A 23,253-nucleotide genomic window follows, 5' to 3' on the forward strand; every position below is an offset into this window, starting at 1 on the left:
CAGAAAGCCCCGTGGTTATATATGGCCACGGGGCTTTTTGCTTCACAGCTATATATAACTCAGGAATATACTTCCTTTTTCGCAGCCTTCAGGGTGTTCTTCAGCAGCATGGCAATGGTAAGCGGGCCTACGCCGCCGGGCACGGGCGTGATATAACTGCTCTTGGGTGCCACTTCCTCAAAGTTCACATCTCCCTTCAGCCTGAAACCGGACTTGCGGGAGGCATCCGGCACGCGGGTGGTGCCCACGTCTATCACCACGGCGCCTTCTTTCACCATATCGGCGGTCACGAACTCCGGCTTGCCGATGGCGGCAATGATGATGTCGGCCTGGCGGGTGTAAAATGGCAGATCGACGGTGCGGCTATGGCAGATGGTGACGGTGCAGTTGCCGGGGTAGGTGCTCTTGGCCATCAGGATGCTCATGGGCGAACCGACAATGTTGCTGCGCCCGAGCACGACGCAGTGCTTGCCGCTGGTCTCTATTTTATAGCGCTCCAGCAACTGTAAGATTCCGGCAGGCGTGGCAGGCAGGTAAGCAGGCAAGCCCGCCACCATACGTCCCACGTTTATCGGATGGAAGCCGTCCACATCTTTCTTCGGGTCCACCGCCTCCAGCACCTTCTCCGGGTCAATGTGCTTCGGGAGCGGCAGTTGCACGATGAAACCGTCAATGTCCTCATCCAGGTTCAGTTCTTTTATCTTCAGCAGCAGCTCCTCTTCCGAAATGGTGTCCTCGAAATGAAACAGCGACGAGGCAAAGCCCACGCGCTCGCAGGCCAGCACTTTGTTGTTCACATACGTCACCGATCCGCCGTCATTGCCGACGAGGATGGCCGCCAGATGCGGTGTTTTGCCACCACTGGCTTTGAGTTCGGCCACCTCAGCAGCAATTTCCTGTTGTATGGCTTCGGATGTCTTTTTACCGTCAAGTAAAGTCATTTGTGTAGTTGAGAGTTATGAGATTGGTTATTATTCGTTTCTATGGGTGAAAAAGCGATGCAGTGCATCCGTTAAGCCTCGTCTTTCTTATCCAGTATTGTGCTGAGACTATACAGCACATCAGGACATAAGTCTATTTCGTCTTCTCAGACAAGGGTATCGTAGTTCTCATCAAGACTTACTTTTTGGAAGTTCTCTTAGTCTTTCAGTTCTGCAAATTTTGACTGTGGCGTTGTCGCCCATTCATTTAGTTTATCTCCTAAATCAAGCAGTCTCACTTCTCCCGTGATGAATCTCAAAGTGAGATTAAAAGGCTCAACTGCAACGATTTCTTTGACCAAGTGTATCATCTTCAAACTAAGTTAAAGGTTCAATCTTCATAAGCTCTGGATTATCCGACTGGGCTCTTTCCCAATTATCAACCGTAAAGCTCTTCTTGGCAATTACCCCTCGATCAAACTGCTGTTCTAATATCAATCACAACTATAAATTCACCGTACTTTGCATGGAAATGCGGTGGATTATGGTCCTTTGCAAACCTATAAACAATAATCCCATAAAATCTGCTCAGTTCAGGCATGTATACTGCATAAAAGGGGAATTGCTATGAAGCGACAAGCCCCGGCGCGCAGGCAGCACATCGGGGCTTGTTATGTGTTAATCCAGTTTCAGCACGGCCAGGAAGGCTTCCTGCGGAATTTCCACGTTGCCTACCTGGCGCATGCGCTTCTTTCCTTTCTTCTGCTTCTCCAGGAGCTTTCGCTTTCGGGAGATGTCGCCGCCGTAGCACTTGGCCAGCACGTTTTTGCGCATGGCTTTCACCGTTTCGCGCGAGATGATCTTTTGGCCGATGGCCGCCTGGATGGCAATCTCGAACATCTGGCGCGGCAACAGCTCGCGCAGCTTCTCGCAGAGGCGCTTGCCCCAGTCGTAGGCCTTGTCGCGGTGTACGATGGCGCTCAGCGCATCCACCTTCTCCCCATTCAGCATGATGTCCAGCTTCACCATGTTGGAGGGGCGGAAGCCGATCAGTTCGTAGTCCAGGGAGGCGTAGCCGCGGGATATGGTCTTGAGCTTGTCGAAGAAGTCAAACACGATTTCGGCCAGCGGCATTTCGAACGTCAGTTCTACGCGGTCGCTGGTGAGGTAGGTCTGGTTCTTGAGGATGCCGCGCTTGTCCATGCACAGCGTGATGATGGGCCCCACAAACTCAGACTTGGAGATGATCTGCGCCTTTATATAGGGCTCTTCAATATGGTCGATATAATTCGGCTCCGGCATTTCGGATGGCGCGTTTACCTTCACCATCTTCTCTTTGGTGGTATAGGCATGGAACTGCACCGAAGGCACCGTGGTAATAACCGTCATGTCGAACTCCCGCTCCAGGCGCTCCTGTACAATCTCCATGTGCAGCATGCCCAGGAAACCGCAGCGGAAACCGAAGCCAAGGGCAGCGGACGTCTCCGGCTCCCACACCAGCGAGGCGTCGTTCAGCTGGAGTTTCTCCATGGAGCTGCGCAGCTCCTCATACTCGCTCGTCTCCACCGGGTATATCCCGGCAAACACCATCGGCTTCACGTCCTCAAAACCTTGAATGCCTTTGGCCGGGCGGTCCACGTGCGTGATGGTGTCGCCCACTTTCACCTCTTTGGCATTTTTGATGCCGGAGATGAGGTACCCCACGTTTCCGGCGCCCATCTCCTGCCGGGGCTCCTGGTTCAGCTTCAGCACCCCAATCTCATCGGCCTCGTAGGTTTTGCCCGTGTTGATGAACTTCACCTTGTCTCCCTTTTTCAGGGTGCCGTTGAAAATACGGAAATACACTTCGATGCCCCTGTACGAGTTGAAAACAGAATCGAAAATCAGCGCCTGCAAGGGGGCAGCGGGGTCTCCTTTCGGTGCCGGGATGCGGTCGCAGATGGCGTTGAGGATATCTTCTATCCCGATGCCCGCCTTGCCGGACGCCAGAATGATGTCTTCCCGGTCGCAGCCGATGAGCTCGGTGATCTGGTCCGACACCTCCTCGGGCATGGCGTGCGGCAGGTCTATCTTGTTCAGCACCGGGATGATCTCCAGGTCGTTACCGATGGCCAGGTACAGGTTCGAGATGGTTTGTGCCTCGATGCCCTGCGAGGCGTCCACGATCAGCAGCGCCCCTTCGCAGGCGGCAATCGAGCGGGATACCTCATAGGAGAAGTCGACGTGGCCGGGCGTGTCGATCAGGTTGAGCACGTAGTCTTCCCCTTTGTAAGGGTAGTTCATCTGGATGGCGTGGCTCTTGATGGTGATGCCCCGCTCCCGCTCCAGGTCCATGTTATCCAACAGCTGGTTCTGCATTTCGCGCTCCGCCACCGTGGAGGTATACTCGAGGAGCCGGTCGGCCAAGGTACTCTTGCCGTGGTCGATGTGCGCGATGATGCAGAAATTGCGAATGTTCTTCATAAATTTTATATACGGAAAACAAAGTTAAGAAGAATGAGGCTTTGTTGCTGCCTCCGGGCCCAACATTTATATAGCACCCCGGAAAGCAGCAGTCCAGCCAGAAGTGCAGCCGTCGCCTGCCAAATTTGAGGAAGCCGCCCCCCGGCTGTAACCCTTCCCCGTATATATACCCTCCATAACACAACCAAGCATGAAAACAGAATCACCTATAGCAACAGCCCCTGACAAATCGGGGAGGATGGCAGGCGTGGTAGAGCGCAATATCAAGGCCCTGCTGGAGCGGAAAAAGCAGGAAGACGAAAGAAGATCCACTCAAAACAGAATCGCGGACGGCATCACCAGGTTTGTCGGCAGCATGACGTTCGTCTATATACACATCGTGTTTTTCGGGGTGTGGATACTCTGGAATACAGGTGTGCTGGGCCTGGAGCCGTTCGACCCGTCTCTGGTGGTGCTGGCCATGGAGGCATCCGTAGAGGCCATTTTCCTGTCTACGTTTGTCCTCATAAGCCAGAACCGCATGTCGGCCCAGGCCGACAAACGAGCCGAGTTGGACTTGCAGGTCAGCCTGCTGACCGAGCACGAGGTTACGTCCCTGATAAAAATGGTGAGGGCCATAGCCCAAAAAATGGACATACGGGAGTCGGACAACCCGGAAATAGACGAGTTGGAAAAGAACGTAGCCCCGGAAAAGGTAATGGACACGATGGAAGAACATCAGGAAGAGATAGAGAAAAGCTAACAGGACCAGAAGCAGGGGCTATAGGTTATCGCAGGTACAAACACCGGCAGCATATATAGCCGCCCCGATGCAAGGCTCTATCTGTGCCGGCTATATAGGGCTATCCCTTGCGCTGCTTCGCTTACACGTTTTTAAAGAATGTCCAACCTCCCGCCTACCCAGCGGTTTGTAAGCCCTCTTCCAAAATTGCCTATATTCGCATCTTATTTGAAGAGATACTGTTATAGCAGAGTATGCAAGCAACAACTGTAGAACCTTACAAGCCTGTCAACCACATCCGCATCGTGACGGCCGCCTCTCTGTTCGACGGCCACGACGCGGCCATCAACATCATGCGCCGCATCATCCAGGCCTCTGGTGCGGAGGTGATTCACCTGGGCCACAACCGCTCGGTGCAGGAAATCGTGGATTGCGCCATCCAGGAGGATGCGCAGGCCATCGCCATCACCTCCTACCAAGGCGGCCATATCGAGTACTTCAAGTATATGTATGACTTGCTGCAGGAGCGCGGCAGCGGCCAAATCCGTATTTTCGGCGGCGGCGGCGGCGTGATTCTGCCTTCGGAGATTGATGAGCTCCATGCATATGGCATCGCGCGCATCTACTCGCCCGACGACGGCCGCGCGATGGGACTGCAGGGCATGATAAACGACATGCTGCAGCAGTGCGACTTCCCGACAGGCGAAAATCTGAACGGCGAATACAAGCACCTGCAGGAGAAGAACCCCAAAGACATTGCCCGGCTGATCTCGGCTGCCGAGAACTTCCCGGAGGAATACGACAAAGTAAAAGCCCACATCACCGGCAAGGCTGACGAAAAACGTAAAACGACCCACACAACTCGAACCACGCCTGTCTTGGGTGTAACGGGTACGGGCGGTGCCGGAAAATCATCGCTGGTGGATGAACTGGTGCGCCGCTTTCTGAAGGATTTCCCGGAGAAGCGGATTGCCATCATCTCGGTAGACCCCTCCAAGCGCAAGACGGGCGGCGCCCTCTTGGGTGACAGGATCCGGATGAACTCCATCTCGAACGATAGAGTTTACATGCGCTCGCTGGCCACACGCCAGAGCAACCTGGCCCTGAGCAAATACGTGCAGGACGCCGTGGACATCGTGAAAGCCGCCGACTTCGATTTGATTATCCTCGAAACCTCCGGCATTGGCCAATCCGACACAGAGATTGTCGAGCACTCCGACACCAGCCTGTATGTGATGACGCCGGAGTATGGGGCCGCCACACAGCTCGAGAAGATCGACATGCTGGACTTTGCCGACGTTATTGCTCTCAATAAGTTTGACAAGCGCGGGGCGCTGGATGCCCTGCGCGACGTAAAGAAGCAGTACAAGCGGAACCACCAGTTGTGGGATATAACTGACGAGGCCATCCCGGTTTTCGGCACCATTGCGTCGCAGTTCAACGACCCGGGCATGAACCAGCTCTACCGGGCGGTGATGGCCAAGATCTCTGAAAAGTCAGGGATTGATTTCGACTCCAGCCTTGTAACCTCAAAGGAGATGTCGGAGAAGGTGTACATCATCCCCCCTGCCCGCACGCGCTACCTTTCGGAGATTGCCGAGACAATCCGCAGCTATGACAAATGGGGCAAAGATCAGGCAGAAATAGCGCAGAATCTCTACGGCATCAAAAAGTCCATCGAAGCCGTACAGAGCATCGCATTGGATGACAAAGACCGGCTGATAATGCAACTGGAGCAGGCGTACGCGGAAGTGGAAATGCACCTCGACGGCCAGAACAAGAAGATACTGGAGAACTGGAAGGACAAGGTGCAGGCATATAAAAATGAGTTCTATGTGTTTAAGGTGCGCGACAAAGAGCTCAAAATAAAGACGCATTCCGAGTCGCTGTCGCATTTGCAGATACCGAAAATTGCCACGCCGCGCTACAAAGCCTGGGGCGATTTGCTGAAGTGGAACCTGCAGGAGAACGTGCCGGGCGAGTTTCCATATACGGCGGGCGTGTTCCCGTTCAAGCGCGAAGGCGAGGACCCCACCCGTATGTTTGCCGGCGAGGGCGGCCCGGAGCGCACCAACCGCCGCTTCCATTATGTGAGCCTGGGCATGCCGGCCAAACGCCTCTCCACCGCTTTCGATTCGGTGACGCTGTACGGCGAGGACCCGGATTACCGCCCCGACATATATGGCAAGATCGGCAACTCCGGCGTCAGCATCTGCTGCCTCGACGACGCCAAGAAACTCTACTCCGGCTTCAACCTGGCCGACCCGATGACATCAGTTTCCATGACCATCAACGGCCCGGCGGCCATTCTGACTGGCTTTTTCATGAATGCCGCCATCGATCAGCAGTGCGAGCTGTATATAAAGGAGCAGGGCCTGGAGGATCAAATCGACCAGAAAATAGAGGCCATATATAAGGAGAAAGGCGCAGAACGCCCGCGCTACCAGGGCAAACTGCCGGAGGGCAACAACGGGCTGGGCCTGCTGCTGCTGGGCGTAACCGGTGACCAGGTGTTGCCTGCCGAAGTGTACGAGCCGATAAAGGCGCGCACGCTGGCATCGGTGCGCGGCACCGTTCAGGCCGACATCCTGAAGGAAGACCAGGCGCAGAACACCTGTATTTTCTCCACGGAGTTCTCGCTGCGCCTGATGGGCGATGTGCAGGCATACTTCATCCACAAGAATATCCGCAATTTTTACTCCGTGTCAATTTCGGGCTACCATATCGCGGAGGCAGGCGCCAACCCCATTTCGCAGCTGGCCTTTACGCTGGCCAACGGCTTTACCTTTGTGGAGTATTACGTGAGCCGCGGTATGGACATCAACAAGTTTGCGCCCAACCTGAGCTTCTTCTTCTCCAACGGCATCGATCCGGAGTATGCGGTCATCGGGCGGGTGGCCCGCAGGATTTGGGCGAAGGCGATGAAGCAGAAGTACGGCGCAGATGCCCGCTCGCAGATGCTGAAGTACCATATCCAGACCTCAGGCCGCTCTCTGCACGCGCAGGAGATTGACTTCAACGACATCCGCACCACCCTGCAGGCCCTTTATGCCATTTATGACAACTGCAACTCGCTGCACACCAACGCCTACGACGAGGCCATCACCACACCGACCGAAGCGTCTGTGCGCCGTGCCATGGCCATCCAACTCATCATCAACCGGGAACTGGGCCTTGCCAAGAACGAGAACCCGCTGCAGGGGTCTTTTGTTATTGAGGAACTGACGGATCTGGTGGAAGAAGCGGTGCTGGCCGAATTTGACAGAATATCAGAGCGCGGCGGCGTGCTGGGCGCCATGGAAACGATGTACCAGCGTGGCAAGATCCAGGAAGAAAGCTTGTACTACGAAACGCTGAAGCACACGGGCGAGTACCCGATCATTGGCGTGAACACCTTCCTGTCCTCTACCGGCTCCCCAACCGTGCTCCCCAAAGAGGTTATCCGGGCGACGGAAGAGGAAAAGCAGTACCAGATAAGGATGATACACGGCCTGCAGAAACGCAACGCTGACGAATCGGAGGAGTTGCTCAGGCGCCTCCAGCAGGTAGCCATCCGGAACGAAAACATCTTTGAGGAGTTGATGGAAACGGTAAAATACTGCTCCCTCGGCCAAATCACAAACGCCCTGTTCGAGGTGGGTGGACAGTACAGACGGAATATGTAAATGGCATATATAGCTGGGGTTTATTTTGCCACAACTTCTCTAAAAGCCCAGGTTTCTGAAAGGCGTGTCGGGAAACTGCATATAGCTAGCCGACTAGGTGCAGTTCCTGCTGTTCTCTTCCACTTCATGTGGCAGGATTACCAGTTTGTAAACAAAGAAGTGAGTAAGCACTAAATATTTACATATTATTAACGCAGCAATAAAACTTATTAATATACGGATACGTTAATGTGCCAAATGGTGTCTCACTCCTAAACATAGCCCTGGCATATGAAAAACATCACTACACTTTCCTCTTTCTTTCTGATTGGCACCACGCTAAGCCTGCTGATGAAAAGCTGGCTTCAGCCAAGCACCCTGCACCTCGATGACTCAGACACAGAGGAGGATTACCACCTGTATCTGTGATGCTTTCCCCCTGCTGCAGACATTCTTCAGCCCGCTGAATGCCGGTTTAGTGATCCTGCCATATGGATGTTTAGGCACGTGAGAACTCGGCCAAATGATATATAGAAAAGCTAGAGACCCCATGCAGAAATGGGTGTGGCCTCTCCTTTCGCCATAGTTGTCTAAGCGTTACCCTCTTTCTTCCCATCCCGACAGTAGCTGAACAGTACAAAGCAACAGCCCCCACTGCACTGTGGCTCGTTTGTCTGCCTGCTTTGCACAGCATGGTTTTTCTCAACCTGTCGCTCCCGTTTCCAGCAAAATGCATAGCTTTGCAACTTAGCCGCTGCCAGGCGGTATACTTAAATTTTGATGGCACCAAACGGTGCAAAACGAGACACTATGGAATTAAAGGAGAAAATCAGCTACATTATTGGACGCGACATGGCCAGCAACCTCAGGAAGCAGGGCATCGACATAGAGGCAGAGTCCTTTATCAAGGGTATGAAGGAAGCACTGGAAGGCAAGCCCTCTTCCCTGTCGCAGGAGGAAGTGCAGCAGGCCATGATGGCGCTGCAGCAGGAAATGGCCCGAAAGCAGGACGCCTCCGGTTCAGACAACAAGCAGGCTGGCGAAGCTTTTCTGGCGGAAAATAAAAATAAGGAGGGCGTTAAAACACTCCCAAGCGGCCTGCAGTACCAGGTGCTGCAGGAAGGCACCGGCAAATCGCCTTCTAAAACAGACACGGTAACCACCCACTACCACGGCACATTGATTGATGGAACTGTTTTTGACTCCAGCTACCAGCGCAACGAGCCCGCCACTTTCCCGGTGAACGGTGTAATTGCCGGCTGGACAGAGGCCTTGCAAATGATGAAAGAGGGAGCCAAATTGAGGCTTTTTATCCCGTCTAACCTCGCTTACGGTGCCCAGGGCGCCGGTAGTGACATCGGCCCCAACTCTACCCTGATTTTTGACGTGGAGTTGCTTTCCGTCAAATAACTATTTCATTTAAATCACTCAGCGAAGCCGCTGCCCTGACGTATGGAGAAACCCTACGCTGGCAGCGGCTTCGCTATATATGGTTATATATAATAAGGTAATAACGGAGTTGAACTACACAACCGCATATGGCTCCTGAGACCGCAAATTGCTGTTTACAAGAAAGGCAAAACAAAAACAGCCTTATATCCTGTACCTGACATTTATGCCCCTTTGCTAACGCCCGCGTAGGAAGCCCTGGCGGCAATTGCCTCCATATCATTTAACCAGCGAATAGCCTCTGCGCGGTATAGGGCATGGTGAATGATGAGGAAATCATTCCCGTTCATCAGTTCGTCGCCGTTTATGTCTGTCACCAGCCCATGATAGAGCTCTACAGGAAGTACAATGGCCAGAAACACATTGTCGCCTACAGTGCTCAAAATGTTGGGGAAGACGTAGCTGAAGACCCACCGCTGATCCCGGCGCCGGATAGACAGGCGGTTGTGGAAGTCGAGGAGGATTTTCCGGGGCCTGAGCAGCTGCACCCTTTTCATCAGCAGCGTGTAGCCATTGCGTATGCACTCCGAGTTTATTTCCCCCTCCCAATTCACAACCAGCACCTCGTTGTCAGCATCATAAGAAATATCCAGATTCTCTAAACAGGAATTGCCCTCCGGCTGCATAGAGAGCGGTGGCAACGTTTCTTGTTGAATCATCTGTTCAGCTTTCATCGGTTAGTCAGAATTAACAGCTTGCCAGTTAGATAGAGCAGCACACGCCTGTTCGTGCTGTTGCGGAACCAAATCTAAGCTTGTAAAGCTACAGGTTTGGTTGCTATAAAACAACAAAAATAAAACGCATCCTTTATTAAATATAAACTTACCCACAAAAATAATACCCATGAAGTGCCAAAGAACCTTCTTGGGCAGAGGTCAACTCCCGACAATGGGGCTGCGGGAACAAAACCGACCGGAAGCCGTTCATAAATCAACACATGGACATATAAAACAATAAGAATATCCGTATGGCAAACGAACCTAACGAAGGGAAAAAATTCTTAGACAGCGTACATGAGTTTTTCGACCATGCCGCCAGCTTTTCTAAACTCAGCCCGGGCATACTGGCCCAGATCAAAGCGCCGAACAGCGTCTACAAAGTATCCTTTCCAGTGGAGATTGAGGGCAAGATAGAAGTGATTGAAGGCATCCGGGTACAGCACTCCCACCACAAGCTCCCTTCCAAGGGGGGGATCCGCTACAGCATGCAGGTGGACGAGGACGAGGTAAAGGCGCTTGCCACGCTCATGACCTTTAAGTGTGCCGTGGTGGACGTGCCCTTCGGCGGTGCAAAGGGAGGGGTGAAGATAAACCCGCGCACCAGTTCCGTTAAAACCTTGGAAAGCGTTACCCGCCGCTACGCCACCGAGCTTATCAAGAAGAACCTCATAGGACCGGGCATTGATGTGCCCGCGCCCGACTACGGCACCGGCAGCCGCGAAATGGCCTGGATTGCCGACACCTATCAGACGTTTAAGTATGGCGAGACAAGTGCTCTGGGCTGTGTGACGGGGAAGCCTGTGGGTCAGGGGGGTATCAGGGGCCGGGCCGAGGCGACGGGTCTGGGCATTTACTACGGCATACGGGAGGCGCTGGCCGATACGGAGCTGCTGATAGGCAAAAACCTGGACGGGGGCACCATGCAGGGCAAGCGCATTATTGTGCAGGGCTTGGGAAACGTGGGCTACCACTCCGCCTACTTCTGCCAGCAGGACGGCGCCGTGATAATAGGCATAGCCGAACGGGAGGGCGGCATCTACAACAGCAATGGCATTGACGTGCAGGAGGCCTTCCGGCACCGGAGCGAGAATGGCTCGATACTGAACTTTAAGGACTGCAAAAACTACGACGATTCTTCCGAACTGCTGGAGATGGAGTGCGACATCCTGATTCCGGCTGCGCTCGAGAACGTGATACACGAGGGAAACGCCGCTCAAGTGAAGGCAAAGATTCTGGCTGAGGGGGCCAACGGACCGGTGACGCGCGCAGCGGAGGAGGTATTGCGCCGCAATGGCGTCATTTTGATTCCGGATCTTTACCTGAACGCCGGCGGTGTAACGGTGTCGTACTTCGAGTGGCTGAAGAACCTGTCGAACGTGCGCTTCGGGCGGATGGGCAAGCGTGCCGAAGAGGCGAGTTACAGGCGGCTTGTGAATGCAATTGAGAGTTCGTCCGGGAAAAGCATGACGCAAAAAGAGCGGGCCTTCTTAACGCAGGGCGCAGATGAGATCAGCCTGGTAAGGTCCGGCCTGGAAGACACCATGATCAACGCATTCCATGAGATAAGGGATGTGATGCAGCAGAAGAACATTCCGGACATGCGCACGGCTGCATTTTACACCGCGATAGAGAAAATTGGCGTAAGCTACGAGTCGCTGGGAATATTCCCCTGATGGGGAAATTTACATACCAGTTACAGGAGGCCAGGAATGCGCGGCATGAGCGCTGTATCCTGGCCTTCATTAATGCTCGCCAGCCAATGCAGCGCCTCGTTCTGGCAGGTAAAATAGTTGAAATGCACAAACTCGTGCGCATAAGCAGTTTCCGGCAGAACATAGTTAAATACCACGGCTTTGAAATGATCCTCGGAGAAAACTACCGCCACAAAAAAGTCATCCTGCAGTACATTATATGATTTTTTATAGCACTCCTGGCTCAACCACAACTCCTGGGTCCTCGTCAGCGGGCCAATTAACGTTAAATCAGTGCAAAACAGCTTTATTGGGAATATATGTTTCAGGAACTGCAGGGCGGTAAGATATGCATCAGCAAAAGTGGCATCATCAGGCTTATCCACCCACTTAATAACCAGTATATCAGACTGATTCAGAAAATCTATTCTAACAAAAGAAGTTTCCAGTATAACCATCTACAAGGAGCCGACCTGGCTTTTTGATTTCGAAAGGTACATAGAAAACTGCAAATCAAAAACTATATCTGAAATTATTGACTGTATAGAATCAGACTGAAGATTCAATATGAAATTGAATTATTATATATCCTAAGAAGCAGGACTACCGCTTCCGGAAGAAGTAATGATATATGGCTGCACGCCAGTAATTTATATAGCCTGAAGTATATGGGCAGGCAATAGCTTCTAATAGTTATATATAGTGGTTCATAAAATTTTGAGCCCAGGGCCATAAACAGCGGCGGCGGCAGAAGACCTGTACCTCTTCTGCCGCCGCCGCTGTTTATGGCCAGTTTTGTATCGTCAGCTGTTATCCAGCGCGAGCCACTCATTAAATACCTTTTGCTGCACACTGCTTGGATTTGGCACGCGCTCGAACCTGTAACGCACACTCTCATCCTTTAGTATGGGGATGTGGAGCGTCAGCAGCCTGCCTTCGCGGGCCACCACCACCTCGGTCGTGTCGCCTATGTCCAGGCGGTTCACGAAGCTGTCCAGGTCCTCTCCCACGCGGTAGCCGTTGATGGCCACAACCTCATCGTTGGCATTCAGCCCTCCCTCATAGGCGCTGCCGCCCCTGCTCACGCTGCGCACCAGCACCCTGCCGTCCGACACAACCGTAGAGGCTCCCCAACTGGCCGCTTTGCCGCCCTCGTTTATATTGACAAGGCGCAGGCCCGCCGCATCGAAGTAGCTGTTATAGTCCGGTGTTTTGGTGCCGTTCACGAAGTCCCTGAAAAAGGCATCCATATTGCGGCCGGACACTTTCTCCACCGCCTCTTTAAACTCCTTTTCCGTGAAGCCGCGGTCCAGCTGTTTGTAGTAGCGCTCATACATATACCGCATCACATCATCCAGCGATTTTTCGCCTTTTGTTGCCTCCATCACCTCCATATTAAGCAGATGCCCCAGCACACCGCCCTTGGTGTAGTAGGAAACTTCGGCATTTCTGGAGTTCTCGTTGCTGCGGTAGTACTTGATCCAGGCGTCGAAGCTGGCCTCCGCCACCGTCTGCACTTTATTGCCCGGCGTGCTCTCCACAGAGGTGATGCTGCCGGCGATGATATCGAGGTAGCGCTGCGGGGAGGTGAAACCGGCGCGGCGCACCAGCAGGTCGTCGTAGTAACTGGTGATGCCCTCCGACACCCACAGCAGGTCCGTGTAGTTTTCCTGGTTGTAGTCGAAGGGGCCGAGTGGCTGCGGGCGCAGGCGCTTCACGTTCCAGAGGTGAAAGTACTCGTGCGCGACCAGTGACAGGAAGCCGTTGTAACCTGCCTCCGTGCCATAGTTCCATCGCGAAGTCTGCAGAGTGGTTGAGTTCAGGTGCTCCAGCCCGCCGCCGCCGCGCTGCAGGTTGTGTACGATAAACAGGTAGCGCTCCACAGGCAACTCGCCGAACACGCTCACCGCTTGCTCCGTCACCTGCTGCATATCCGCCATCAGTTCCTTCGGGTCGAAATTGCCCTCGCCATATATGGCCACCTCGTGCGGAATGCCGGCTGTGGTGAATTTATATACCTCGTGGTTGCCGATTTCCAGTGGAGAGTCCGCCAGGATATCATAATTTGGGAAGGTATAAGTGAAGTTGCCGGTGCTCTTCAGCCCCGTCGACACCTTGTCCCAGCCTTTGTGGGGCTTTACGGCGAGGGTGCCGTTCAGGTCCTGGTAGCCCTCCGGGTACATAAAGACGCTGGTTCCGTTCACATAGCCGTGGGAGGCGTCGAGGAAGCTGGTGCGCACGGTGAGCTCGTTCGCATACACATCATAACTGGCACGCACCACGTCTGCTTTGTTGCTGTACACGCGCCAGGTGTTTTTATCAATTTTCTCGGAGCGTAGTGGCTTGCCCTCCTTGTCGGCGGCCTCAAAGCCTTCGACATTTTTGGCAAACTCCCGCACCAGGTAAGACCCCGGCGCCCACACCGGAAGCGTGAAATCGATATGATTTTTCTTTACCCCTGACAGTTCCGCCTCCACTTCAAAATAATGTGTGTGGGGCTCGGGCATCGAGAGGGTGTAGCGCAGTTCGGCCGCGAGCGCCGACGCTGCGTTGCCAATACTAAGAAATACAAAAAATAAGAGAGAGTGTGTTAATCGCTTTTTAGAGTGCATGTTTTAGCGTGGATTGTTGATAGCTACGGCATTTTACGACAAAAACCGTGCATATCAAAATCCGGTGGAGACGCCAGCGGCTTTGCAACTATGTCAGGAGGCGTGGGGCAGTGCCCTGCCGCTTAGCCAGGCCGTGGCCCGCTCCGCATCGCAGAAGGTGTTGATGATGATGAAGGAATTGTAGCTCTGCAGCCCCAGAAGCCCCGCCTCGTTCAACAGCGTCTGATAACACGCTTCCGACAGCACAACAGCCACGTAATTGTCGGTTCCCATGGTCATCATGATTCGCGGGAACAGGCTTGTGTGCAGCCAGTTTTCTTCTGTATCGTCCAGGGTGCCGATGGCGGTATAGTCAAGGAGCCACTGCTTTACGTGGTGCGCTTCCGCAAAGCGGAGCGCCGCCAACAGGCTTTTGCGAAACTCCAGCGCATTGAAGTTCCTGGAGCACACCAAATGTAGTCTGCCACTTGCCTCATCAAACTTCACCTCCACCGATAATGTGCTATATACCTTCATCCTTCCTCAATTACTATACGCCTTACACAAAAATATTTCTTCTGCTATACAAAGCAATGCATCCCTATAAAAATGTTTCAAATTAATCATATAAAAAGTTAAAGAATGCATAAATAGTGTATATAGGCTAAATTAGAGTGTAAACATTTATAGCCGTTTCTATCGTTGTTAGGAAATCGGAGGACTTTGTTACCAGCAATAACGACAGGTTCTGCTGCCTGCCTAGGCGAAAAGGCAGCAATGGCATGATATTTTCTCTTAATCGGGCAAATCCTATACCCTACAGCTATGAAAAAGAAGAAAACGCTCCTGTTCTCCCCGCTCCTGGTGCTGCTGGCGCTATTTTGGGCCGGGTCCCGCAATCTCCTGACGCAACAGGCCCCGGATATGGAAGCAACCGCAGCTGCCAGCAAACCCGAAGGTGCCGTTCATCTGACTGCCTCCGCCCATGCGGTTCCTGCCAACGGCAGCGATAGCATTGTGGAGTATGCCATGAGCCTGCTGGGCAGCCCGTATGTGTATGCGGGCATTACGCCTGATGGGTTTGACTGCTCGGGTTTTATCACCCATGTGTATGGAAAGTTTGACATAGCGGTGCCGCACTCTTCTGCGCTGCAGGCCCGGGAGGGGGTGCAGGTGGCGCGTAAAGAGGCACGGAAAGGCGATCTGGTTATTTTCACGGGTACCAACGCCGACGTGCGGGAGCCCGGCCACGTGGGCATCGTCATTTCCTCCCCCGGCGACACGATTGAATTTGTGCATTCCTCCTCTAACGGGGGCGTAAAGGTAAGTGAGGTGGAGGGCACCCGCTACGACCTCCGTTTCCTGCAAATCCGGCGGATACTGTAGGGATATAGAGATTATCTGAAAGCACCTATATAACCCTCAATGATTTCTACGTACACAAAACCATGACGAGGCCACAACAGGCCCTGTTGCTGTACATAATGACAACGCCATGGTACATCCTTACATCATCAACACCGTCAACGCCGCAGTGCTGCTGGTAGCCGGGTTAATCGTTTACTTCACCAACCCGGCCAAACCGCCCACCGCGCTTATCGCGCCCCTTTTCGGGCTGCTGCTGCTGGCATGCACCTACCACCTGCGCCGGCACAACCGCTTCGTTCTCCATACCGTCACCGCCCTCACGCTGCTGGCGGGGCTGCTGGTCGCCTGGCGCATAGATCCGGAGGCCTTCAGTTGGAGCGGGCGCAGCATGCTGCTGGTGCTGATGGGATTGAGTTGCCTTGTCGCGACGGGTTTCTACGTTGGCACTTTTGTAAGGGAGCGGCGGCTGCGCAACAACACCATCTTCAAAGACGACCTGTAGGGAACGGGGAGAATATAAAAAAGAACACCTGATGCAGCCCGTCAGGTTACACCAGGTGTTCCGGAATCCTAAAAAGTCTTACCAAGCGGCTTCCTGTGATTCAGGTTACCGTCCGAAGACCAATGCAATTGCATGCTGCACAAACAGCAAAATCCCGTTTATGAAGCCAGTTCACGGTTTAGGTGAATACTATTACGCAGGCTTGATAACACTTGTTTGGGATTAGACATCAGCACCTCCTTTCTCATTAGTCCAACATAACCCTGAACCTTCGACCATCTAGCATTAGGCTGTTAGACCAGAGCCGCAGCACTCGCTGCTGAGTTATAAAGATAAAAGAACCTCTAAAAGTTCACAAGATTTTACATAAAAGAGTAAGATTTATTTGCGAAGCTTCCTCTTCAGCAGCAACGTTCTTATTATCAGCAACCTAATCTTAAACAACCTTAAGCGGCTTCAGCATTACAGCACCACAAGCCGCTCCATATATAATTCGTCGATTTTTTTAGCACAGCTGATGCAGCACGAAAAGGGCCTGCGGAAAGTGCGTCCCGCTGCGCTGCCAGCTCTCCCTGGTGTTGCCTGATTTATATAGGAATGGGCGCGGCAAGCATTTTATATCTGATTTTTCATTATATTTCGTTGCCTGTGCTAACCTACCGTTTTATATATGAAAAAGTATTTTCTGACATTTATCATCCTCTCGCTGCTTGCAACCGTTGCCTGGTCTCAAAGTATGTCCCCGGTCGGCACCTGGGTAAACGAGGAGGGCAAGGCCGAATTTGAGATATATGCGTGCGGCGACAAACTGTGCGGCAAAATAGTATCGCTAAAGGAGCCGCTCAAAGACGGCAAGCCGAAAGTGGATGAGAACAACCCCAACAGGAAGCTGCAGGGCCGCCCTTTGCAGGGGCTGGTGTTTCTGAAAGGCTTTGAGTACAACGGTGACAACACCTGGGACGAGGGTACCATATATGACCCGGAAAGTGGCAAGACCTACTCCTGCTACATGAAAATGCTCGGCAATGACAAGATGGAGGTGAAAGGCTATATAGGCATCTCCCTCATCGGCAGGTCGCAGAACTGGAGCCGGACGAACTAGCTTCTGAGTGGCACTATACTAAAAGGGCCGCGTCCATGCGGCCCTTTTAGTATAGTGCCTTTGAATGTCCAGCGCGTATGCCTGGCAAAATTCTGTCTGCTGTCGCTGGGTTATATATGGCCTTGAACAGGCATATATAACCCAGCGACAGCAGACCACCAAAGCCGGCTGCTTCCCGGGTGTCTGCAACATTGCCCGACGCAGGTAAACCGGCGCTAATACACCTGCAGTATCTTATAGGTGTTGTCCCGGAAGGTGAAGGTTTCCCCGGCAGCCCTGCCCGACATAGCCTTGAAGAGCGGCGACATGCCCGAGATGGCAAAGTAGGATTCGCCGTCTATTTTTATCTCACCCAGGCTCACCCCGATAAAGTAGTTTTGCAGCTCGGTCTGCACCACCGCCCCCATCGACACCTCCCTATTGCTTCTGGTCGCGTTGATGTTCCGGAGAATGCTCTGCGTCCTGATCAGCTCGTCGAGTTGCCGGGCGTACATGTCGCGCTGTATCTGGCAGTTTTCCCGGAAAGACTCGAACTTGTCCTCCATGGCGCCCTGGTGCTCGTTGGCACTCTCCTGCGCCTCGTCCATGGCGTCTTTCGCAGCCTTGATCTGGGCATTCAGTATTCTTGTACACTCCTGAAGCAGCCGCTTCTTGGTGTCAAGTTCTTGGCTAAGCATTTCCATAGTTCTCGATTTGCGTTAAATCCAGTGTCGTTTGTTCCGGCAGTTGCACAGGGCGCAGCCAGAACAAACGACACTGGCATGTTTAGAATTTTTATTTAAGTAGGTTTGAGATTTTACAATGCCTGCACGTACCACTGGGTCGGTAAGTCGGAGACAAGGCTTAAACTATTTAAGCGGAAGTATGTTTTACGGGTAAATTATCGCATGCCAATAAACGAGTTTTTCAAGCGATTGTTGGGCCGTACCACCGGCGAAGCCACCTGCACCAGGTTAAGGCGGTCGGGCAGGTATATAGCCTCCTACGAAGCATGGGTGGCACAACAGGCCTACCTGAAGTGGGCAAAGGCATTCTTCAAGTCATATCACTACACAAAAGCGGGCCTGAACAGCCCGCTACGGGTGCAGGCGGTGCGCGACACGCACCAGCAGGGCGTTATCCTTTTTTATGACCCCAGCATCGGGGAAGAGAATTTCTCCTTCTTTTTCAACCTGCTGAAGGACCGGGCACAGGCCCTCGGGTACACGCTGCACAGCTGCGACAAGCTAAAGCTCAGCCATGATCGCTACACGGAGCAGGTAGAGAAACACCTGCTGACGCCCCCCGCCTCCGACCTGCCGGGCACCAGCCTCTGCAACCAGTTGTACGGCAATATCCTGCTCGATTATATCAGGGTGAACCGGCGCCCAGGCTATATCCGTTTCATAGCCAACGCCTATAACGATTCTCATTTTTCTCAGCCCCTCCCATTCGACGACCTGCTGGAGAAGGTGCTGCAACCGGAAGAGGAAGATAAAAAGTAATTCCTTGTGCTCAATTCCTTATGCCCGTGAGCTTCTCTTACTGAAGAAATATACGCAAAATCCCGTTTTAAATTACATTAATTTTAGATACATTTAAAACAGCATCGCATTGAAATTTATATGGAGTGTGCATGAGGCAACGTTTACTTACATTTCTTTTCGCTTTCTTCCTTTCGCTGAGCGCGGGCGCCACCCATATTGTAGGCGGCGAGTTTGAGTTAGAGCACCTGAGCGGCTTCAACTACAGGCTCAAACTGAACCTGTACTTCGACGTGGTGAACGGAGACCCCGGCGCACTTGACCCGTACGTGACGGTGAACGTATTTAGCAAGGCCAATAACCAGCGGGTAGGCTGGCAGGTGATGTACCTGCAGGAACGGTCGCTGGTGCCCTACACCAACATCGACTGTGCCATTGGGGAGCTCGTGACCCGGAAGCTCGTCTACTATGAGACGGTTTACCTTGACCCGAGCGTGTTCGACAGCCCCAGCGGCTACTACGTTACCTGGGAGCGATGCTGCCGCAACAACACCATCAACAACATTGTGGCCCCGGAGAGCGCCGCCCAGACCTTCTATATGGAGTTTCCGCCGGTGGTGCTGAACGGGCAGCCTTTCGTTAACTCCTCCCCCATCCTTTTCCCGCCGCTCAGCGACTACGCCTGTGTCGGCGAGCTTTTCTACTTCGACTTCAACGGCACCGACCCTGACGGCGACTCAATTGTGTACGATATGGTAACGCCCCTGAACGGCTACACTACCCCGGCCATGCCGGTCTATACCGTTCTTCCGGAGCCAGCTCCCTACCCCGAGATTACCTGGCGGCCCAGCTACGGCCCCACGGCGCAGGTGCCGGGCACCCCGCCCATCAGCGTAGACGCCAGCACGGGCCAACTGACGATGCGGCCCAGCCAGAAAGGCCTGTTCGTGTTCGGCATCCGCGCGCAGGAGTTCAGGGGCGGCAGGAAAATAGGCGAGGTCCGGCGCGATTTCCAGGTGCTGGTGCTCGACTGCCCCCGCAACCAGTCGCCGCAGGTGAGGGCGCGTGAGCAGGGGCAAAAAGACTTTTACGAAGCGGGCACCGTGCTGCGCATCGACCCGACCGGCAACCGCTGCGTAGACGTGTTTATCACCGACCCTGACCTGAGTGAGTTCGTCTCGCTGCGGGCGCGGCCGGTAAACTTCTCTGAGAAGGACTTCACGTTCGTGGGCACCACCAGCGGCATGGTAAACCAGGGGGCGGCCCTGGACTCGCTGAAGGCCACGCTCTGCTTTGCCGACTGCTTTGACACCGAAGGGAAAGTATATGAGTTGGATCTTATTGTGCAGGACGACGGGTGCAGCCTTCCCCGCCAGGATACGGTGCGCCTGCGCCTCCAGATAGCTCCCATCCCGGATGCGCCGCCCGCTATCTCGCTCTCCACCACAGAACGGTTATTCAAAGTAAAGTCCGGCGACAAGCTTACGTTTGATGTGCTGGGCATTGATCCGGACGAGGATGTGGTGTCCATAACCGCCGAGGGCCAGGGCTTCTCGCTCACAGAACATGACATCACCTTTACAGGAGGCAGCGCCGCCGGAGAGGTCAGCTCTCCCTTTGTCTGGAACATAGACTGCAACACGATGAAGCAGGAGTCCTATAAAGTGGACTTCAACGTCACCTCCACGGCCTGTAACGAAACCGTTACCCGCACCGTCACGATTGAGGTTCAGCCGGAGGGGACAAACAACCTGCCCACCCTCACCTCGGACCAGCCTGAACGGGTCATAGAACTGGAGGTGGGGGAACTGTTCAACGCCAAGCTGTTTGGGGCGGACATAGACCTGGACCTGCTGACCCTGCTGGCAGAGGGAGAAGGCTTTACATTGGCCGACTACGGCATGAACTTTACCAGCACCGGCGGCAACGGTGAGGCAAACGGCGTCTTCTCCTGGACGCCGACCTGCATCGCCTTTTCCCAAGATGCGATCCGGGTTAAATTTATTTTGAAGGAGGATGCCTGCGCCCCGGACATGGAGCAGGAACTGGTGCTGGAGTTCCGGGTAAACAGCCCGAACAATGCGCCCGTGCTCACCTCAGACAAGCCTGTGCTGACGTTCGACCTGAAGCTGAACGATAATTTTGAGGCACAACTGGCAGGCACAGACATCGATTTGGACAACCTGATTATCACGGCGGCTGGGGATGGGTTTAACCTGGAGGAGTATGGGATGAGCTTCGAGAGTACCACTGGCAAGGGCAATGCAGCCGGGCTTTTCAGGATGCAGGCGCTTTGCCAGGCTGCGGAGAAGGGGGTGGTGCGGGTAAATTTCACGTTGGCAGAAGATGCCTGTGACCCGTCGCCGCAACTGCTGACCATGGAATTCAGAATTGAGGTGCCGCAGATAGAGGATTACGTGCCGCCCAACATCTTCACCCCCAACGGCGACGGGAAAAATGACTTCTTCGAAGTACCTGACCTTCCCTCCGAGTTCTGCTCTGCCGTCTTCTCCAGCATCCGCATCTATAACCGCTGGGGCCAGGAGGTGTTCTTCAACACCAGCAGCAACTTCCGTTGGGACGGCAGCGAGGTGAATGATGGCGTCTACTTCTATGTAATCGACTACAAGACAACAGAATACAGAGGATCTGTCACCCTTGTCAGGTAGTAGAACGTTATGCTATATATAGAGCACGGGCCTTCCTCATTCAAAAAAAAATGGGTTCCGTGTTTTATATATGGTCTGCTTATATATAAGTAACCTGCCTAATGCGGGCAATGCTGAACCCCAGCCGACAATGGCGCCACAACTCGCTTGGCTCCCATATATGGCTGCGGTATACATAACAGCGTGGTTTCAGGTGCTTGCCACCCCACTCCTATTAAGTGAGCACCTTTCCGCATATAGCAGCTTTACTCACCAGAAAATATAGGATGGATTTTCATACCGGTGGCGGAGGGAAGCGGCAACCTGAGCCATATATAGCCGCAACAAAAAAGCCGGCTTTTACGCCGGCTCTCCTCCTTTATATAAAGATGCCTGGGTTATGCGATGAAAAGGAAAACCAGGTACAGCCCCAGCCACAGAAAATCCATGAAGTGCCAGTAGCTGTTCAGCATCGACAGTTGCAGGTGCCGGAACGGGTCGCGGATAAAGATAAGGCTCCGGACGCCGTCGGAGGCCACGTAGATGGTTTTGAAGAGCATGAACGACAGAAAGATGATGCCGCCCAGCAGGTGCAGGATGTGCAGCGCCGAGATGAGGTAGAGGTAGGTGCCCGACGCTTTGCCTGAGAAATACACACCCGTTGCAGCCATCTCGTTCCAGCCGATCAGCTGCGCCACGATGAAGAGGACCCCCAGGGTTAAGGTCAGGGCCAGGTAGCGGACCATCTTCTTCAGCTTCTCCTTTTTGTACATGCGGGGCACCTTCGTCATGGTATAACTGCTGAAGAGCAAAAGGATGGCACTCACACTGAAAAAGTTGGGAAGCTCAAACTGTTCGTCGGGGAAGCCGCCGGTTCGCGCAAAGGCCACCGTCAGGATGAAAAACAGGACGCCGATGCCGATCATGCTCAGATAAAGCAGCATCCGGATGGGATGCATCCTCTCGATGCTCCGGAAGGCAGAGCGCTGGGTCGCGTTTACTTGCTTTTTCTTATCTGAATCCATTCTCAGCCCCTTTATCGCCTATGGGTATATAAAATTTCCACGCAGTGCTATAACCAGAACGCAGCTTTGCGTTTACCTACTCTATTTATACCTGTGCAGACGTTTTTAGTTTTGCATTTTTCCCAATTAATTTCTGCTTAAAACGTCTCTTTCCCGTAAACAACCCTAACCGGATTTTGTTGCGCCTCACCTGCCTTGTCAATGCCTATTCCACCGAAAGCAGCTCCTGTTGAACATCCTTACCGACAGAACTGCGTTAAAACATAGGACGTTCCTTCAATTATGTAATTTATGAAAATTTACATACTCCGCATATTTTTTTTCGCGCTGCTCAGTTCCCTGTTCGGTGCGCAGGCCATCGCGCAGGACGAGCGGGAGCCTTACACCGGTAATAACACCATCCTCATTGCTTTCGAGGGCCAGGGCCAGCGATACGAGTTTAAGTCAGAACAGATGCTCGTGCGCCACAACAGGGACCGGCATACGCTGGAATGCGTGGTGCCGGTTGCCACGCTTGTGCCACTGAACGACACCATACCGCCGGCCATGGCTTACGAAGTGCTGTTCGGGGCCAAGTACCCGGAACTGCTGATCTCTATCGCAGCCCCCGAGGAGCAATTGAATGCGGCGGTCTTCGTGCCATCCACCACCAACCGCACCACCACCATCGTTCTGCAGGGCATAAATAACGAAACCGTGGTTCCCATCGCCATCCTGTCGGATAAAAACTCGTTTTACTTCTCCACCAATTTCGACCTGAACCTGGAAAACTTCCAGGCTTCGCTGCCCGTCAAATACCTGCCGGTTCTTACAGGCCGGGTGCTGGTCAGCATCGATAAAGCCTATTGGTACAACCTGTAGCAACACCGGCCTAAGTTAGCAGTTTTCTCGGTCATATATATGCTCCACGCCTGTTCGGCTATATAACTTCCCCCAATAAGCAGCAC

At 53.4% G+C, this 23,253-nt stretch carries 21 protein-coding genes; 11 read left to right on the top strand and 10 right to left on the bottom strand.

Annotated features, from left to right (window positions below; translation table 11 throughout):
* Nucleotides 1–59: 59 nt before the first annotated feature.
* The 4 genes from folD to lepA all read right to left on the bottom strand — a co-directional run bounded on the left by folD (nt 60) and on the right by lepA (nt 3,383).
* Nucleotides 60–941, bottom strand: a complete 882-nt coding sequence (gene folD / locus GSQ62_RS01995; protein WP_161887955.1) for a bifunctional methylenetetrahydrofolate dehydrogenase/methenyltetrahydrofolate cyclohydrolase FolD — start codon at nt 939–941, stop codon at nt 60–62.
* A 197-nt stretch (nt 942–1,138) separates the two neighbouring features.
* On the bottom strand, nt 1,139–1,291 hold the full coding sequence (locus tag GSQ62_RS02000) for a hypothetical protein (RefSeq protein ID WP_161887956.1): 153 nt from the start codon (nt 1,289–1,291) through the stop codon (nt 1,139–1,141).
* A gap of 104 nt (nt 1,292–1,395) precedes the next feature.
* The gene (locus GSQ62_RS02005; protein ID WP_202621824.1) at nt 1,396–1,521 is read right to left on the bottom strand and encodes a DUF4160 domain-containing protein; all 126 of its coding nucleotides are present in this window, start codon (nt 1,519–1,521) and stop codon (nt 1,396–1,398) included.
* Nucleotides 1,522–1,598: 77 nt separating this feature from the next.
* Nucleotides 1,599–3,383, bottom strand: coding sequence for a translation elongation factor 4 (lepA, locus tag GSQ62_RS02010; protein WP_161887957.1), 1,785 nt, complete (start codon nt 3,381–3,383; stop codon nt 1,599–1,601).
* Between the two features lie 190 nt (nt 3,384–3,573).
* Between lepA and GSQ62_RS02015 the strand changes: the two genes are divergently transcribed.
* The 4 genes from GSQ62_RS02015 to GSQ62_RS02030 all read left to right on the top strand — a co-directional run bounded on the left by GSQ62_RS02015 (nt 3,574) and on the right by GSQ62_RS02030 (nt 9,158).
* Nucleotides 3,574–4,125 carry a DUF1003 domain-containing protein gene (locus GSQ62_RS02015; RefSeq protein ID WP_161887958.1) on the top strand — a complete coding sequence of 184 codons (552 nt, stop codon included), beginning with the start codon at nt 3,574–3,576 and terminating at the stop codon, nt 4,123–4,125.
* 233 nt (nt 4,126–4,358) lie between these two features.
* Complete coding sequence (locus tag GSQ62_RS02020; protein ID WP_161887959.1) at nt 4,359–7,769, top strand: methylmalonyl-CoA mutase family protein; 3,411 nt, start codon at nt 4,359–4,361, stop codon at nt 7,767–7,769.
* 270 nt (nt 7,770–8,039) lie between these two features.
* Entirely contained in the window at nt 8,040–8,177 is a 138-nt protein-coding gene (locus tag GSQ62_RS02025; RefSeq protein ID WP_161887960.1) for a hypothetical protein, read from the top strand.
* 381 nt (nt 8,178–8,558) lie between these two features.
* Nucleotides 8,559–9,158, top strand: coding sequence for an FKBP-type peptidyl-prolyl cis-trans isomerase (locus tag GSQ62_RS02030; protein WP_161887961.1), 600 nt, complete (start codon nt 8,559–8,561; stop codon nt 9,156–9,158).
* 203 nt (nt 9,159–9,361) lie between these two features.
* Here the strand turns inward: GSQ62_RS02030 and GSQ62_RS02035 are convergent, their stop codons facing one another.
* Nucleotides 9,362–9,856, bottom strand: coding sequence for a hypothetical protein (locus tag GSQ62_RS02035; RefSeq protein ID WP_161887962.1), 495 nt, complete (start codon nt 9,854–9,856; stop codon nt 9,362–9,364).
* 308 nt (nt 9,857–10,164) lie between these two features.
* Here GSQ62_RS02035 and GSQ62_RS02040 point away from each other — a divergent pair, with 308 nt between their 5' ends.
* The gene (locus GSQ62_RS02040) at nt 10,165–11,589 is read left to right on the top strand and encodes a Glu/Leu/Phe/Val family dehydrogenase (RefSeq protein ID WP_161887963.1); all 1,425 of its coding nucleotides are present in this window, start codon (nt 10,165–10,167) and stop codon (nt 11,587–11,589) included.
* A 20-nt stretch (nt 11,590–11,609) separates the two neighbouring features.
* Here GSQ62_RS02040 and GSQ62_RS02045 read toward each other — a convergent pair whose 3' ends face one another.
* The 3 genes from GSQ62_RS02045 to GSQ62_RS02055 form a co-directional block, all read right to left on the bottom strand.
* The gene (locus GSQ62_RS02045; RefSeq protein ID WP_161887964.1) at nt 11,610–11,993 is read right to left on the bottom strand and encodes a hypothetical protein; all 384 of its coding nucleotides are present in this window, start codon (nt 11,991–11,993) and stop codon (nt 11,610–11,612) included.
* Nucleotides 11,994–12,410: 417 nt separating this feature from the next.
* A complete protein-coding gene (locus GSQ62_RS02050) occupies nt 12,411–14,219 on the bottom strand; it encodes a M61 family metallopeptidase (RefSeq protein ID WP_237586905.1) in 1,809 nt (602 codons plus the stop codon).
* 93 nt (nt 14,220–14,312) lie between these two features.
* Nucleotides 14,313–14,735, bottom strand: coding sequence for a hypothetical protein (locus GSQ62_RS02055; protein ID WP_161887965.1), 423 nt, complete (start codon nt 14,733–14,735; stop codon nt 14,313–14,315).
* A gap of 288 nt (nt 14,736–15,023) precedes the next feature.
* Here GSQ62_RS02055 and GSQ62_RS02060 point away from each other — a divergent pair, with 288 nt between their 5' ends.
* The 3 genes from GSQ62_RS02060 (at nt 15,024) to GSQ62_RS02070 (ending at nt 17,170) form a co-directional block, all read left to right on the top strand.
* The gene (locus GSQ62_RS02060; protein ID WP_161887966.1) at nt 15,024–15,584 is read left to right on the top strand and encodes a C40 family peptidase; all 561 of its coding nucleotides are present in this window, start codon (nt 15,024–15,026) and stop codon (nt 15,582–15,584) included.
* Nucleotides 15,585–15,693: 109 nt separating this feature from the next.
* Nucleotides 15,694–16,068 (top strand): hypothetical protein, encoded by a 375-nt coding sequence (locus GSQ62_RS02065; protein WP_161887967.1) that lies wholly within the window; start codon nt 15,694–15,696, stop codon nt 16,066–16,068.
* Nucleotides 16,069–16,738: 670 nt separating this feature from the next.
* Nucleotides 16,739–17,170, top strand: coding sequence for a DUF2147 domain-containing protein (locus GSQ62_RS02070; RefSeq protein WP_237586907.1), 432 nt, complete (start codon nt 16,739–16,741; stop codon nt 17,168–17,170).
* A gap of 215 nt (nt 17,171–17,385) precedes the next feature.
* Here GSQ62_RS02070 and GSQ62_RS02075 read toward each other — a convergent pair whose 3' ends face one another.
* Nucleotides 17,386–17,853, bottom strand: a complete 468-nt coding sequence (locus GSQ62_RS02075) for a hypothetical protein (RefSeq protein ID WP_161887968.1) — start codon at nt 17,851–17,853, stop codon at nt 17,386–17,388.
* 204 nt (nt 17,854–18,057) lie between these two features.
* On the opposite strand from GSQ62_RS02075, the gene GSQ62_RS02080 reads away from it, so the two are divergent.
* Complete coding sequence (locus tag GSQ62_RS02080) at nt 18,058–18,654, top strand: hypothetical protein (RefSeq protein ID WP_161887969.1); 597 nt, start codon at nt 18,058–18,060, stop codon at nt 18,652–18,654.
* Nucleotides 18,655–18,785: 131 nt separating this feature from the next.
* Nucleotides 18,786–21,302, top strand: a complete 2,517-nt coding sequence (locus tag GSQ62_RS02085; RefSeq protein WP_161887970.1) for a gliding motility-associated C-terminal domain-containing protein — start codon at nt 18,786–18,788, stop codon at nt 21,300–21,302.
* A 377-nt stretch (nt 21,303–21,679) separates the two neighbouring features.
* On the opposite strand, the gene GSQ62_RS02090 is transcribed toward GSQ62_RS02085, so the two are convergent.
* Nucleotides 21,680–22,306 carry a cytochrome c oxidase subunit 3 gene (locus tag GSQ62_RS02090; RefSeq protein WP_161887971.1) on the bottom strand — a complete coding sequence of 209 codons (627 nt, stop codon included), beginning with the start codon at nt 22,304–22,306 and terminating at the stop codon, nt 21,680–21,682.
* 291 nt (nt 22,307–22,597) lie between these two features.
* Between GSQ62_RS02090 and GSQ62_RS02095 the strand changes: the two genes are divergently transcribed.
* On the top strand, nt 22,598–23,167 hold the full coding sequence (locus GSQ62_RS02095) for a hypothetical protein (RefSeq protein WP_161887972.1): 570 nt from the start codon (nt 22,598–22,600) through the stop codon (nt 23,165–23,167).
* Nucleotides 23,168–23,253: the final 86 nt, after the last annotated feature.

It is taken from the genome of Pontibacter russatus (assembly GCF_009931655.1).
Taxonomy (GTDB): Bacteria; Bacteroidota; Bacteroidia; order Cytophagales; family Hymenobacteraceae; genus Pontibacter; species Pontibacter russatus.